Origin of the sequence: Thermoactinomyces sp. CICC 10735 (assembly GCF_016055175.1) — a bacterium.
GTDB lineage: Bacteria > Bacillota > Bacilli > Thermoactinomycetales > Thermoactinomycetaceae > Thermoactinomyces > Thermoactinomyces vulgaris.
On record NZ_JAECVT010000004.1, the window covers coordinates 38,600 to 52,889 of the forward strand.

18 protein-coding genes are annotated in these 14,290 nt (G+C 48.1%); 2 read left to right on the forward strand and 16 right to left on the reverse strand.

The window, feature by feature from the left end:
* Positions 1–6 precede the first annotated feature (6 nt).
* The 15 genes from I8U23_RS09140 to I8U23_RS09210 form a co-directional block, all read right to left on the reverse strand.
* Positions 7–426, reverse strand: a complete 420-nt coding sequence (locus I8U23_RS09140; protein ID WP_181731886.1) for a MaoC family dehydratase — start codon at positions 424–426, stop codon at positions 7–9.
* Positions 423–869, reverse strand: coding sequence for a MaoC family dehydratase N-terminal domain-containing protein (locus I8U23_RS09145; protein ID WP_138615061.1), 447 nt, complete (start codon positions 867–869; stop codon positions 423–425). Before I8U23_RS09145 ends, I8U23_RS09140 begins: the two co-directional genes overlap by 4 nt.
* A 21-nt stretch (positions 870–890) precedes the next feature.
* Positions 891–2,069, reverse strand: a complete 1,179-nt coding sequence (locus I8U23_RS09150) for an acyl-CoA dehydrogenase family protein (protein WP_181732012.1) — start codon at positions 2,067–2,069, stop codon at positions 891–893.
* A gap of 28 nt (positions 2,070–2,097) precedes the next feature.
* Positions 2,098–2,841 (reverse strand): SDR family NAD(P)-dependent oxidoreductase, encoded by a 744-nt coding sequence (locus tag I8U23_RS09155; protein WP_138615216.1) that lies wholly within the window; start codon positions 2,839–2,841, stop codon positions 2,098–2,100.
* A 247-nt stretch (positions 2,842–3,088) separates the two neighbouring features.
* Positions 3,089–3,514: a DUF2935 domain-containing protein gene (locus tag I8U23_RS09160; protein WP_181731888.1), complete on the reverse strand. Its 426-nt coding sequence runs from the start codon at positions 3,512–3,514 to the stop codon at positions 3,089–3,091.
* A 145-nt stretch (positions 3,515–3,659) separates the two neighbouring features.
* Positions 3,660–4,163 carry an Imm6 family immunity protein gene (locus tag I8U23_RS09165; RefSeq protein WP_138615062.1) on the reverse strand — a complete coding sequence of 168 codons (504 nt, stop codon included), beginning with the start codon at positions 4,161–4,163 and terminating at the stop codon, positions 3,660–3,662.
* Between the two features lie 216 nt (positions 4,164–4,379).
* Complete coding sequence (locus I8U23_RS09170) at positions 4,380–5,618, reverse strand: MFS transporter (protein WP_049719855.1); 1,239 nt, start codon at positions 5,616–5,618, stop codon at positions 4,380–4,382.
* A 184-nt stretch (positions 5,619–5,802) separates the two neighbouring features.
* Positions 5,803–6,024 carry an Imm6 family immunity protein gene (locus tag I8U23_RS09175; protein ID WP_138615063.1) on the reverse strand — a complete coding sequence of 74 codons (222 nt, stop codon included), beginning with the start codon at positions 6,022–6,024 and terminating at the stop codon, positions 5,803–5,805.
* 172 nt (positions 6,025–6,196) lie between these two features.
* The gene (locus I8U23_RS09180; RefSeq protein ID WP_049719853.1) at positions 6,197–6,736 is read right to left on the reverse strand and encodes an SUKH-4 family immunity protein; all 540 of its coding nucleotides are present in this window, start codon (positions 6,734–6,736) and stop codon (positions 6,197–6,199) included.
* A gap of 60 nt (positions 6,737–6,796) precedes the next feature.
* On the reverse strand, positions 6,797–8,278 hold the full coding sequence (locus I8U23_RS09185) for a nucleic acid/nucleotide deaminase domain-containing protein (RefSeq protein WP_198050935.1): 1,482 nt from the start codon (positions 8,276–8,278) through the stop codon (positions 6,797–6,799).
* Between the two features lie 169 nt (positions 8,279–8,447).
* Positions 8,448–9,230 (reverse strand): CoA-transferase subunit beta, encoded by a 783-nt coding sequence (locus I8U23_RS09190; RefSeq protein WP_198050936.1) that lies wholly within the window; start codon positions 9,228–9,230, stop codon positions 8,448–8,450.
* Between the two features lie 21 nt (positions 9,231–9,251).
* Entirely contained in the window at positions 9,252–10,172 is a 921-nt protein-coding gene (locus tag I8U23_RS09195) for a CoA transferase subunit A (protein WP_049719850.1), read from the reverse strand.
* Between the two features lie 210 nt (positions 10,173–10,382).
* Positions 10,383–11,036: a class I SAM-dependent methyltransferase gene (locus tag I8U23_RS09200; RefSeq protein ID WP_049719849.1), complete on the reverse strand. Its 654-nt coding sequence runs from the start codon at positions 11,034–11,036 to the stop codon at positions 10,383–10,385.
* 223 nt (positions 11,037–11,259) lie between these two features.
* Positions 11,260–11,694, reverse strand: coding sequence for a DUF350 domain-containing protein (locus I8U23_RS09205; RefSeq protein WP_049719848.1), 435 nt, complete (start codon positions 11,692–11,694; stop codon positions 11,260–11,262).
* Between the two features lie 65 nt (positions 11,695–11,759).
* Positions 11,760–12,221 carry a riboflavin biosynthesis intermediates N-glycosidase gene (locus tag I8U23_RS09210; RefSeq protein WP_276319285.1) on the reverse strand — a complete coding sequence of 154 codons (462 nt, stop codon included), beginning with the start codon at positions 12,219–12,221 and terminating at the stop codon, positions 11,760–11,762.
* A gap of 190 nt (positions 12,222–12,411) precedes the next feature.
* Here I8U23_RS09210 and I8U23_RS09215 point away from each other — a divergent pair, with 190 nt between their 5' ends.
* Positions 12,412–12,603 (forward strand): helix-turn-helix transcriptional regulator, encoded by a 192-nt coding sequence (locus I8U23_RS09215; RefSeq protein WP_037993685.1) that lies wholly within the window; start codon positions 12,412–12,414, stop codon positions 12,601–12,603.
* Positions 12,596–13,171, forward strand: coding sequence for a peptide deformylase (gene def / locus I8U23_RS09220; protein ID WP_049719846.1), 576 nt, complete (start codon positions 12,596–12,598; stop codon positions 13,169–13,171). The genes I8U23_RS09215 and def overlap by 8 nt, the downstream gene beginning before the upstream one ends.
* A 53-nt stretch (positions 13,172–13,224) precedes the next feature.
* Here the strand turns inward: def and cmr6 are convergent, their stop codons facing one another.
* A complete protein-coding gene (cmr6, locus tag I8U23_RS13745; RefSeq protein ID WP_370526944.1) occupies positions 13,225–14,268 on the reverse strand; it encodes a type III-B CRISPR module RAMP protein Cmr6 in 1,044 nt (347 codons plus the stop codon).
* Between the last annotated feature and the right edge of the window lie 22 nt (positions 14,269–14,290).

Sequence of the window (14,290 nt, forward strand, 5' to 3'; positions counted from 1 at the left end):
AAAAAATCACGCTGCCGGGACGGAAAATTCCGCCTTGCCGGTGACAACCCGGTCCCCATTTTGCGTCGATGCCCAAATGTCGCATAAAACCACTTGTTTTCCTTCTTCCCATCTCGTTTCTTTCACCCGTCCTTCACAGGTGATCTCATCGCCCGGACGAACCATTCCCGTAAACCGGACCCCGAATGTTCTCAAATCCCCGTCCGTCCCGATCAGGTTGGTCAGCATTTGCCCGACAAAGGCCATGGTCAGCATGCCGTGGGCAATCACTCCGCCCAATCCGGATTTTCGGGCATAATCGTCATCATAATGAATGGGGTTGAAATCTCCCGACGCTCCCGCATACATCACCAACTGGGTACGGGTGACCGGCGGTTTTTTGAACGGGCCGATCGGATCCCCCGGTTGAAATGTCCGCAACTTCATCCCTCCTGTCCCCGGTAAATCACATTGGACCGGGCAATAAAGACCGTCTCTCCCGCTTCATCCACGCCTTTTTGCTCATACAGCAAAAAGATCATCTTCCCCAATTTCCCTTGCTTTTCATAAACATCCGCCAATTTCGTCGAGCAGTAAATCACATCCCCTGCATAAACAGGACGGAAGTATTCAAACTGTTGTTCCCCGTGAATGAGACCGTCCGTCTTGAGAGAAAACCCCGGAATCATGCCATAATCAAACGTCCGACAAAACGTCGGCGGTGCGACGATCCGGCCGTGGCGTGTGGTTTGGGCATACGCCTCATCATGATACAGCGGGTTGGGATCCCCGATTGCTTCGGCAAATTTGCGGATGGCGCCTTTTTCCACTTCATTTTTGACCGGGGCGGATTCTTTGCCCACCCATTTCCGGAATGCATTCACATCCACTTTTCGTTTCCTCCCTTACCGTCATTTCCCGTGTTTGGCAATGGCCCGGGAGATCACGAGTCTTTGGATTTCGGCCGTTCCTTCCCAAATTTGATAGATCTTGGCGTCCCGGGCCCATTTTTCCACCGGATACTCCTTGATGTATCCATAGCCGCCGAGGATTTGAATGGCATCCATCGTGGTTTGCACGGCGACATCCCCGGCAAACAACTTCGCCATACTGCCTTCGCCCCGGTGAAAAGGAATCTTTCGATGCCGCATCCAACCGGCCCTCCAGGTCAAAAGCCGGGCGGCATCAATCCGGGTCGCCATGTCAGCCAGTTTAAAGGCAACGGCTTGATGCTCAATAATCGGTTTTTTAAATTGGATTCGCTCCTTGGCGTACTGCAGGGCATATTCATAGGCCGCCCGGGCAATGCCGATGGCGGAGGCAGCCACTCCCGGCCGGGTGTGCTCCAACATTTTCAAAGCCCCGACATACCCCGGGACATATTCCGGATCCCCCGGTTCCCCGCCCAGCCGGTTTTCAACCGGAACCCGCACATCTTCCAGGATGATCTGGGCGGTATGCGACGCCCGGACCCCCATCTTCTTTTCTTTGCGTCCCATGGAAAAACCCGGCGTGTTTTTGTCATCAATGAGAAACGCCGCGATGCCCTTCCAGCCTTTGCTCCGGTCCAAAGTGGCAAACACCACGTGGATGTCCGCGATGCCCCCGTTGGTGATAAACTGTTTGGTCCCGTTTAATACATACACATCGCCTTCCCGCCGGGCCGTGGTTTGAATGGAAGAAACATCCGAACCGGCTCCGGGTTCCGTCAGCCCCATGGCGCCGATCAAGCAACGATCGGGATCACACAGCATCGGGATCCATTTTTTCTTCTGTTCGGTGGTTCCCATGGCCATGATGGCGGCAGCGGGCAGATGCGACCCGTTGATGGCCACCGCGATGCCGGCGCATCCCCAAGCCAGTTCTTCGGAAACCAGCAGGCTGGTCACCGGATCATCGATGCCTCCGCCGCCGTATTCCTCGGGATACGAAAAGGTCGTCAATCCCAGCTTGTGTGCCTTTTTGACAATCTCCCAGGGAAACTCCTCGGTCTCATCATGGTAAGCCGCATGAGGACGGATTTCTTTTTCGGCAAAATCATGTGCCAGCCGTCGGATTTCCTTCTGCTCCGGGGTCAGCTCAAAATCGATCATGTTCCGCCTCCTTCAAATCAACCGTTTATTTAATCAGCCAGCCGCCGTCGACTACAATGTCCGCCCCGGTGATGTACGAAGCATCATCGGAAACCAAAAAGGCGACGGTCCCCGCCACTTCCTCCGGTTTCCCAACCCGTTTCAAAACAGTGTGGCGCTCAATGGTTTTGACAAAACCAGGGTTATTCAAACTGTCTTCGATCAGCGGGGTTTCAATAAATCCGGGGCTGACCGAGTTGACACGAATGCCGTATGAGGAAAGCTCATAAGCAAACGCACGGGTCAGATTGATCACTCCGGCTTTGGCCGCGGAGTAATGGGCAAACAGCGTCCCCGGTTTCATTCCCGAAATGGAGGCAATATTGACAATGGCCCGGTTTTGTCCGCCCTTCATCCGTTTGGACAATTCTTTGGTGACCAGAAACACACTGCGCAGGTTGGCTGCCTGCACTTCTTCCCATTCTTCAACCGAAATATTTTCCAACAAATTTAGTTTTGAACTGCCGGCGTTATTGACGAGTATATCGATCTGGCCAAACTTTTCTTCAATAAAATCCGAAAGCCGCTTCACTTCCTGTTCACTTGTCACATCAGCCGAGTACGTGGTCGCATGCGACTCCCCGATTTCGCCGGCAACCCTTTCCAACTTGCTCAATGTCCGGCCGACCAGAACCACGTATGCTTCTTCCTGTGCCAACCGTTTGGCAATCGCTTCGCCTATCCCGCTTCCTGCACCGGTGACAACCGCCACTTTTCCGGCAAAGCGCAAAAAAACCCCCTCCTTGTCCCATGTCTCGTTATTTTTTAAATTGCAAATTTTATGCCAAATATAAATGTACAATCCGCCGGCATGAAACCGCTTGTTGACAGGGAGTTTGGGAATCATGTGGATCCACCCGGTTCATGTCGTAAGTCGTTTTTGCATTGGTTCAGTCATTTATGCATGAGCAAAAATGACTTATTTTCCGCGACAAAAAAACCCCTGTTCCCCCACCGGGACAGGAGTCTTCAACCGTTTAACACCGCCAGAGGATCGTTTGCGCGATCCCGATAAAATATTCCGATTCCCGAATAATATGATTCATCACCACTTGCGCTGTCCTGTTCCCTTGAAAAGCCGCGCTTTGGTCGCGAATCATCCTGCACAATTTGATAAACTGCTCACTTTGGTGGAGGCAAAACCGGACCAAATGCTTCACCCGGTATTCCAACTCCGGATTTTTTTTGCAGGGCAACCGGATCTTCGTCTCAATCCAGCGAACAACGAGCTGATGGGTGTCCGTCAAAGCTTTTTCCCACTCATTCAATGCCTCCACATACCGGGATTCCAAATTTTTGACCAGTTCCTTGATCACAACGGTGTGTTCCGCCTCCTGCTGCTTCCAAAATTCGGCTTCATCCAGAATGCGAAGCGGCATTTTTTCCCCGTAATAAAATTGCACAAAACCTCCTCCTTTTTTCCTCCCCGTCGCAAGTAAATATATATGCCGAAAAAAGAAAGATATGCTTTGAAACCACTCACAAACCCGGACCCGTTCAAATCAATAAAGCCTTCCCGTTATCCGGAAAGACTGTCCCGGTTTCGTATTAATCGATGTGCTTCAATAGTTCATTTCTCTTGATTTTCTTGTTACTTCCCGCCGGATGGTTGTGAAGCAGATATTGTTGCAAACGCTCAGTCCATTTCGCTTGGTATCCGTCGATTTGTCTGATCTGCTTCATAAATTCATCAATCGTGTCATGATCAACCATTTCAATGGGTTGGGGAATGTATTTTTCATTTGCGTGATCATATGCCCGCCATATGGTATAACAAATGGCGTACATTGCACACACCCAAATCTGCTCTTCTTGCGGATCATCGGTCAGCTCAAGATAGATCGACACCCCCGTGTCATTTTCATTGTCAAACTCGAAATAAATATCATCCGCACTGTGTTTTTTCTTCTCCACCCATTCCCAACACATGCCAATCGTCTTTTTCAACTGCGGATAACCCTTTGTTCCTTTCAACCGGTTGATCAGTTTTTCTGTTAAAGCCAATAAATAAGCCGGCCCGGCGTCATCATGAACGTTTGAAATCCATTTCATGGGTATCACCTGTTTATCTTTTCATTTCTGATTTATGCAAAAACCTGCGGGCAGGAATCAATATATCAAAAATCAATTCATCAACTTCACTCAGTGCTTCCCTTTTGATTCTTCCTGCTTCCCGCCGGATGGTTGTGAAGCAGATATTGTTGCAAACGATCCCTCTCCACTTATGGTCATAAAAAAGCCGCTTTGATCTGAGTGGCATGCACCAAATTATCCTTCAAATGTCCTTTTCTTTAAAAGTAACAATCCATTACCGATCAGCAACAAATCCATGAGCAACCAAGCCACGGAATAAGATTGCATATCCACGATAAACCCGAAAACAGCCGGAGCCAGGATGATGGCCACTTGGTTGAGTGTGAGCGCATAGCTGACCATCAATCCGTCTGCCTGAGGCGGGGCGTTCTCGGCCACTGCCAAAAGAAAGGAACTGAACCATCCGATGCCAAAAAAGCCCAGCCATGCCGACAAGAGAAAGAGAACCCACACAGGCAGAGACGCGGGAAGGAAAATCAAAACAGAGACGCCCAACACGGATGCCCAGATGGAAAGATGAAGCGGATATTTCCTGTTTCCGCCCCACCACTTGTCACTGATGTAAGCCAGCACAATCCTCCCTGCCATTCCGCTCAGCAAAGCCGTGGATAACAGCTGTCCCGCGTGAACCAGTTCCACATTGGTCTCATTGCTGAAGAAGATCATCAAATGGCCCACCAAAACCATTTGAAGGGAAACCATGATGATCCCGGTGCATAAAACCGGAAACATTTTTTTATTTTCGGCAATCTCTTGGATCTTTTCTTTGAATTGTGCATTGCGGTTGTTTTGGCTTTGGCGCGGAAGAGGCGGATCACGGTATAAAACCAAGAACAACAAGCCACCGAAGATGGCAAGGGACGCCTGGGTATATACCGCCGTTTTCCATCCGAAATGAAAAGACAAGAACGGAAGCAACATTCCGCCGATGGCCCCTCCGATGGGAATGCCAGCCTGCCGGATGCCCATGGCCAAGCCTCTTTCCCTTTCTGAGAACCAGCGCAAAATCACCTTGCTTCCCCCGGGTTGGGCCGTTCCATACCAAATCCCGACAATCCCGAGCAATCCCAACAACAAGAAGTAATTCTCCGTAAACGATACAAAGAAAAACGAAAGCCCCAACAAAACCGAACCCAAACTGATCAGCCAGCGTTCCCCGTATTGATCCAATGCATGACCAATAAAGAGCATCGACAATAAAGGGCCGATTTGGACGGCAGAAACCAACAACCCCGCCTGGAAAGTGGTCCATCCCCATTGTTCCTGCCAAATCGCGGCCAGCGGCCCGACTCCGTAAGTGACCAACGTTGCAGAAGCTTGAGACCAAGTTGCAATCGTCAAAATCAACCACCGATAATAAGCCGGTTGTTGAGATCCCATCGTTTCCCGTTGCAAAGGCAAACGGGTGTTCATTTGGGTTCGCCCCCTTGTTTTTTGATGAGACAAAAATAAAAGATTCACATCTGACCCACCGCAAGAAAGAAAGTCCGGTACATCCCGAAAGTCCCGTTTTCCGCCTCCAGCTCTTCCCTGCTCCGCATGTTTCCTGCCGGATCTTATTGTTACTTCCGGACGGATAATTTTGCAAAAGATATTGTTACAAACGTTCCGCCCATTGCTCTTGGTATCCGTTAATTTTATTCACTTTGTCCGTAAACTGATCAATCATTTCATCACTTTCCAACTCCCAACACCTGTCCATCGCTTCCCTTGCTTCTTGAAACCATTCACGGCCGGATATTTTGTACACGATCTTTTCGGACAAAGCCAATAAATAAGCCGCTTTTGCATCGGTGTTTACTTTTTTATACCACTTCACTTTCTGTTGCCCTCCCTGTGTCATCCAACCGGCCTCCGCCTTTAAAAACAAAAAATTTATATTTATATTTTAAATCAGATAAGTCCGCAAATCATCCCCTCTCCGATTTTCACGCTCAATAAAAAATCGAGAGCTGAATTTCTCAGCTCCCGGCTTTCCGATGATATGCATATCAGCAAATCAAACCATCTTCCACTTGCTCAAGAATCACCGCCCAATAGGTTTCTTCCTCTCCCAAAGCTTTTGGATCGAATTGATGAAATTGTCGTTTGATCTCCCCGACGATCCCCCGAATTCTTTCTTCATCCCCCGTCTCCATCGAATCGATCAGTTGCGGCTGGTGACGCAGATAGATTTTGAGAAACATCAGAAATGTGGCAAGGTCCGCGTTCATCCACCTTTTTCCTTTGGCAAAGAAGGAATCCAAATAATACAAACAATCCGTCTGGCAATGGATCCCGATTTCATTTCCTTCATTCTCAGCGATCATCAAATAGTCCTCACCCTCATGATCCCTTTTCATTTTGGGCTGATCATAAAAATGAAGATAAAAAGGGCTTCCTTTCACCTTCTCAGAATCCAGCGGCAACCCGACCGATGATAAGAACGTCAGAGTTGAATCAGACAAACCGGATTGGGGCAGCTGTTCATGATGAAACGGAACCAGTTGGTCTTTCCAAAACTCTTTTAATTCTTTAGTCAACTCAGCCATGGATCCAGCCTCCCTGTTTATGCATTCCAACACTTTTGAACATCTGGATGTCCCAGTCTGTTATTTCATTATTTCTTTGACTGATTTTTTAAGTTCATTGACTCCTTTCCTCCTTGACTCTCTGGTGTTTCCGTATTCAAAACTATAAGTAACTTTGGCATTTGGAAAATTTTTATCGATAAACGGTTGGCACATTCCACCCGGGATCACGCAAGGCTCCAGTTCCGAATAGATTCGGGTTACCTGCTCGGGATGTATTCCTTCTTGTTCCAATTCTCTGGCGATTTTTCTCTCAGAATGTCCATAACCACTTTCTTTTATGATGATTTTGTATTCGCCATTTTGGATATATTCAAAGACGGCTACGTTTCTTCCTGAGCTTAGATTGTTCTTTTTCCGGTAAGCTTGGACAATTTGACTTAAATCGGATTCTCCGTACTGTATTTTTCCAGTGAGATTGACATGAGGACTCCGCATCTCATCCGGAATGGTTTTGGAATCCAATACTTTTAAACATGAACCGGGGATTTCAATAGCGGCAAGATAACCTGCCGATGTACGGTTTCCCACACACCCGTCCACTTTCATGATGATGTTTTTGACAATCGGGGTTTTGCCCAGAATCGGTTCCAGTGAAGTGAAAGCTTTATAGACCGCCGGAGTGGCAAAATGAACCACTGCAACGGCACCAGCTCCAAAAACGCCGGCCATAATGGCATTAAGCACATTGATATTCCGGTTATGAAGGATATCATCTGCCACACTGGTTCCGGCACCCTCGACGGCTCCGATAAGCCCGGTTCTGGAAAACATTTTTTGAAACGGACCAGGCAACTTAGGAAGCAGTTGTTGTCCTCCCCGGAGAACAGCACCCAAGCCCGGGGTATTTTTCAAACCCATGATCAACTTTTGACCAATGCCGGATGCCAGTCCTTTGGCAAGACCTCCGGCAATGCCAAATCCCAAAACCCCAAGCACTCCACCGATGGCCGCCTCCATGAAAGTGTCCTTATTAATTCCGCCATTCAGACCGGCACTAACCAGAAAGGAAATCCCCATTCCCCACAGAATGGAAGCTCCCAATCCGGACGTGAGCGGAAAAAAACATAAGACAATGCCAATGACCAAAACAACAGCACAAGCAATATATTCTTTATATTTTTTCACCCATTCCCAAACTGTTGACAGCGCATCCACAACAACTTCCGCCATTTTGGAACAAATCTCAGTTAACCAATCCCAAAAGGCAGCGGCTTTCGCTTTGAGCCATTCCCATGATCCGGAAATTTTGTCCCCCAACCAGTCCACGATCTCTGACAATGGTTCGGTAATCTGATCCACAATTCCTTTCTGTTCATCGACCGGAGGGGACGAAACAGGCTGTTCCTGTTGAATCGGTTCTTTCTGTTCAAATTGGTCAAACTCGTCATTGACAGTGGGAACTTGAATGCCGTCTGCCAGCACCACACCTTGATGCCAAAAACCAATCCCTGACAATGCCATCAAACTAATTAAAAGATATTGAATCAGTCTCTTCGCCATTGTCCTTTGGTTACGAAAACCCGTAACCCCATTCCTCCTTTTCCTTTCAACCGAAGAAATGGATGATTATTAATTTTATGAAATTTCTGTCCTTATTACAAGATTATTTCATTATCCCCCATACAAAAGCACCTGCAACAAGCAGGTGCTTTAATCCACAAACTGTTTATCAACCACCTGTCCGAATACCCCGGCGTCCTGTCCAAAAACCTTCCGGATCGATCGAGCGGAGGGTTTTCAGTTCTTTTCCGGAAGGTGGCAGGGTTTCGGTAAGCGAGTCAAACCGCTTTAACGGCCAGTCGGTGTTTTCTTGCACTTGTTCAAAAGCGACGCCGGGATGAATGGTTGCAAGCATCAATTCTTTGGTTTCAGGATCCGGCTTTAAGACCCCCAAATTGGTGATTAAAGTGGATAATCCTCCCCAGGGCAATCCCACGGATTCCCGCCATCCGCTCCCATTGCCGAACCCGGGGGAAGTGATGTAGTCCACACGGTCGGTGAGTCTCCGCTTTTCATGGTTCATGATGGCCAACAACCGGTTGGAAAGCGAGGCGATATCCGCCGCTCCCCCGCTTCCGGGCAGTTTCACCTTGGGAGTTGTGGTCCCTCCGAGATAGGAGGTATTGATATTTCCGTAACGGTCGATTTGCGCCCCGCCGATGAACCCGACATCGACACATCCTTGTTGCATGAGAAACATCAAGTGATTGGTGGAGGTACACCACTGGGCTCCTGTCACATTGGGAGGATCCCCCATCGTGTATAACAGTTCATCGGAAGGCTCGTCCCGGACGATACCGCATTCGAAAAATCCGATGGCGTCGGGAGCATGCAGTTTTTTGGCCACGGCAAAAGCCAGCATCGGGAGCCTCATCCCGACAAAGACGACATCTTTGTCCCGGATTTCCCTCGCTGCGGCAATCACCATCAGTTCTTCGGTGGTATAATCCATTTCCCCACTCCCTCTCCGGCATTATTCGTAAGCATAGTTCACTTCTGCCGCCAACGCTTTTTTCGTTATCTTCAGCCTCTCCCAACGGCTTCCGAGCAACCGGAGGTATTCCTCATGGGAAGAAACCGACAAGACCCATTGGTTCAGCCACTTCCGAAAACCTTCTTCATCCCTGCTCTCTTGATGGTAATCGTGAAAGAAGGAATGATCCCGTTGATAATATCCCGGCATGGGGGAGGGATGGCAAAATCCCGGACAATGCACCACGGCCGACACTTTGAAGCCGGGAACCAGCAATCGGTTGGGGTCGCTGGTAATCACGTCGCCCGGCACGATTTCTTCCGCCAGCAAAATCACTTTTTTGCTCGCCAGGGCGGCTTCTTGCGCCACGCCGAGATTTCCCCAGAGGTGCGCATTCCCAAATTCATCCGCGCGCTGTACGCCCAAAATGGCGACATCCGGCGTCAGGGCGGGTACATACACCAGTTTTTCCTCCCCGAGCGGAGAAGTGCCGACCTGAAGCTTCGGATTGGTTTTGAGAAGATCCGATCCCAGCAACGACCGGGTCGGCAAAAACGGAACTCCCATTGCTCCGGCCAACAGGGCCAAACCGATGGTAAAATTGCTGTGATCCTCCACTTTGAGGGGGCGGGGAATCCCTTTTTCCATCGCCCGGCGGTAATTGTAACCAAGGCCCGCACTCACATTGCCGGACCACGCGGCAATCAGGCGGTCCACCACACCGGCGCCAATCATCACATCAAACAAAATATCGGAGATGGGCGCAATTAACGTTAAATTTTCTTTTTTCTGACGAATCAACTCATAAGCGGCCGCAAACGGAATCATCGCCTCCAGACAGGCGCCCATCACAACCGATTCGCCATCTTTCACCAAGTCTGCCATGGCTTGTTCCAAACTCATGCGTTTGGTCTGACGCATTCATCTTTCACCACCCGTCACCTGAGTCATCCGTTTCAAACGTAAACTCTTGCCGTTTGCTTCACCACATCAACGGCTGAATCCGCGCATCCAACGGATCCCGCCCAACTTTAAGCATATCATCAGATTGTCCGTAAGACCAGAACACAAAAAAGCGATCAGGATTTCTCTCCCGATCGCTTGCAACCGTCTGAAAAACCGGTTTTCTCTTCAGGCTTTTTGCGCCGTCATCAGCCATACAAAACGGTTCAGCTGTTTGAAGGCCACGGTCAACCCAGCCTGTTGGAAAGCGTTTTCCAAACGGCTCACCACCGGATAAAACTCCCGTTTCAAATCCGATGCCAGCTCGTGGAAACCGCGTTCTTCCGCTTCTTGTTGCATGTTTCGCTTCGCTTCTTCATCCCGGAAAACAGTATCGGCAAACACGATTTTGCCTCCCGGATTCAACCGGCCGGCCAACTCGCGGAGTGCCCGGTCTTTCATTTCATCCGGCAGATGATGAAAGGCATAAGTGCTCACAATCGCGTCAACCGAGGGGATTTCCTCCGGGACATCCAAAAAGTGTCCTTCATACAGCTTTAAATCCGGCACTTTTTCTTTTGCCTTTTTCCGCATCGCTTCCGATGGCTCGATACCGATCACCCGGTAACCGGAATTTAAGAGCAAACGGGACAAATTTCCGGTGCCGACACCAAACTCCAACACCAGACTTTGTTCCGGAAGTTGAAGAGCATCCACTACCGCTTTCAAAATGTCGGAATATCCTTCAAACACCTCTTTATATTCCTCATGGCCGCCGAAAACGGTTTCATCATAATGGTCGGCCCATTCATCAAACAAATCATTAAATAATGCTTCTGTCATATCCATGCCTCCCGGGCAAACGCCAATAAATCTCATCAAAATAGTGTGTTTTTATTTGATATTAACAGAATATACCTTTGGATACAATCCCTTTCTTTGATGATATTCCTATGCATATTTGCCGGTCCCCGTGTCTTTCCGGACTCCCGCTATCTGCCCAAAAAAAGAGCCATTTCATCTTTGCGACAAAACGGCTCTGCTATGTATCAGGAGATCCTCCGGTTTAATAACTGATCAGTGCGGCCATCAAAATTCCGGCTGCAATATGGAGTCTGGATGAGAAAATCGCCACGGCCACATTGCCTTTGGGGATTTCCTTCAACACACTAAACGGCGCAAACCAGTGGAACAGGAAAAAGATCGCCAAATGAAACAAAATCCCCACGACTCCCCAGATGATCAGATCCACCAAGTTCACGGAATTAAAAATGGCAGAAGCCACCACAATGACCAACCCCAACACTTTTCCGCCCAAATCATGGGCCGCCGCTTTAGCCGCCCGCACTTTGGTGTCATCCTCCGTATCCGCTCCGGCGCGGATCAACCCGATTTCACGATAAGGCGTTGACCACAAAAACAACAAATAACCCAAAAGCACAAGCGGAATGGAAACGCCGAGATAATAAATAAAATTCAAAAAATATCCCCATTGAGCCACTGTTGTTCCTCCTCTCTTCAGGCTTCTTTCCATTATACAAATTTTTCGTTCCCGGGCCTGCCTGTTTAACATTCGTTTCCGCTTTCCTTTTCCCCGCGCAGGATTCCCCGGACTTCCATCAAAATTTCCCCCAACCGGTTTTTTCCTTTTCCGTCGGGGCCACATCCCCAATAACGATCCACCGGTGTCTTTTCAACAATCCGTTCATCTCCGGTGGACAACAAGATTTCCCGGATCTCCTTGTGGGTTTGAAACTTTTTGAGAACGGCTTTCCGCATGATGTCATCTTTTACTTCTTCCCAATCATCCCGCAAAGGCAACCTTCGATCCCGTCCGGTATTGGCCGCTTCCATCGGGCTTTTGGCCAACCGGACTTTTTCTTCATAAGGCGTCCCGGCAAATTTTTGCGCCTGAAAATAATGTTCACTTGTCGGCCACCATTTCCCATCCAACCTGAAGCCGTGCGGAGAAAAATTGGAAAAACAGCCATAAGGTTCATTTACCCGGTAAAAATAAATCGTCATGATGCCACCTGCCCTTGAGCAAAAAATAGACCACTTAAATTATATCATGCCAGATACGAATAAGGATTAGCTTTATGATCTCTGATCATATCATTTGCCAGAAATATAAAACCGAAAATGTCCAAAGTTATTGACATCCTGTGATGAATTGTTAAACTGTAAATGTCCAATTCTTTTGACACGGGTGATACGGTTGAAAAACAAAATCAAAGAAATCCGCAAAAAGCTGGGGCTCACTCAAGAGCAACTTGCCAAAGCTTGCGGAGTGGCGAGACAAACAATCAATTGCATCGAAAACGATAAATACGACCCCACGCTGGAATTGGCTTTCAAATTATCCAAAGTTTTAAAGGTAAAGGTGGATGAGTTATTTATCTATGAGTAAATTTCACACAGGTTATACCATTACCATGAAAGACATTGTAAGGGAAGGCCATCCGATTTTGCGCAAACGGACCCGGGAAGTGAACGTACCTTTGTCCAAACAGGATCAGGAAACGTTAATCTGTATGATGAACTTCTTGAAAAACAGCCAAGACCCCGTGTTGTCCAAAAAGTATCAACTGCGGGCAGGTGTCGGCTTGTCCGCCAATCAAATCGGCTTGAACAAACGCATGTTTACGGCTTACTTCGCGGATGAGGAAGGGACGGAACACGAATATGCCCTCGTCAATCCAAAGATCATCAGCCATTCCATTATGATGGTGTATTTGCCGCAAGGGGAAGGCTGCCTCTCCGTCGACCGGGAAGTAAAGGGCTTTGTCCCCCGTTACGAATGGGTCAAGGTCAAAGCGTTTAATTTAGAGGGCAAAGAAGTCACCTTGAAATTGAAAGGTTATGCTTCCATTGTCATTCAACATGAGATCGATCACCTGAACGGAATCATGTTTTATGATCGCATCAATAAAGAAAACCCTTTTCAAGTGCCGGACGACTGCCGGAGCCTTTTTTAACATCTGTTCAAAAAAAAATTGCCGGTTGAAACACTTCAACCGGCAATTTTTTATCAGATTTCTTCAAAACGACCGTAACCCACAGCCGTCTTGGCCCCGGCCCCGGTCCAACTCATCGCTTCTTTCAACCAATGAACCACTTTGTCCACATCTTTTATGTTTTTTTCCTCACGGGGAGCAACCGCAAAGAGAAATGGCTGATTTTCGTCCACGGCCAAAAAAGGAATGGGAATGGGGTTCTCCCATTCTCTCGGAGAAATATTTCCCGGATCCGTGTAGTATTTTGAAAAGTGTGGGGTCATCACATCTCCCACCAACCGGATTGGAGTTGCCGGAATGGCATCAAAAAAGATGACACTTCCTGCTTGGCGGTTATTTTCGTTTTGTTCCGAATCAGTCCGGTCACTCCCAAAGATCTGTTGAATATCTTTTGGATCATTCTCCTCATAAAACTCCGCCCAAGTCCGGACAACTCCTTTGACCGAAGAACCCGGAAAATAGGGAACCCCCAGTGCGGTCTCCCATACTTTATCGGCACATTTGTCATTGACAACTGATACAAATAGTGAAGAATGATGATCCAGGATGGTATGGCTTTGTTCATCGTTCGGATCATGGTTCACCACGAAATTATTCCAGCATCTTGTTAAATTCTCTTCCCAATCTTCAAGTGATTTGGCGTTATGTAAAATCGGGAAATCATTATCGATCATGGATTGAAGCTTTTCACAATTTTTCGCTTCACATTTTTCCAAAGCAATCGTCCCGTATCCGCGACGGACTTTTGCTCCCACACCTCCAAAATGGCCGAGCAGCCAAATGCTGGCCAGAAGTCCCCGCCAATCTGGATCCGGTTTTTTACCTTGTTTTAAATGAGGTCGTAAAAGAAATTCGATTTCAAAACTTTTATCCTTATAAAAATCTGAGTTTCCTTTTCCCTTGGTTTTTTCTATAAACCGCATCAAAAAAGCCGATTGTCCGGCTTTTCCATTGGCACCGCCAAACAGATACTCTTCTTGAGTGATCCCGAGTGGTTTCACCTTTTTCTTATAATGCGGATTGGCAGCCCGGTACCAATACCGAAGCTCTCCTTTAATGGAGTCATCACACGAAACCTGG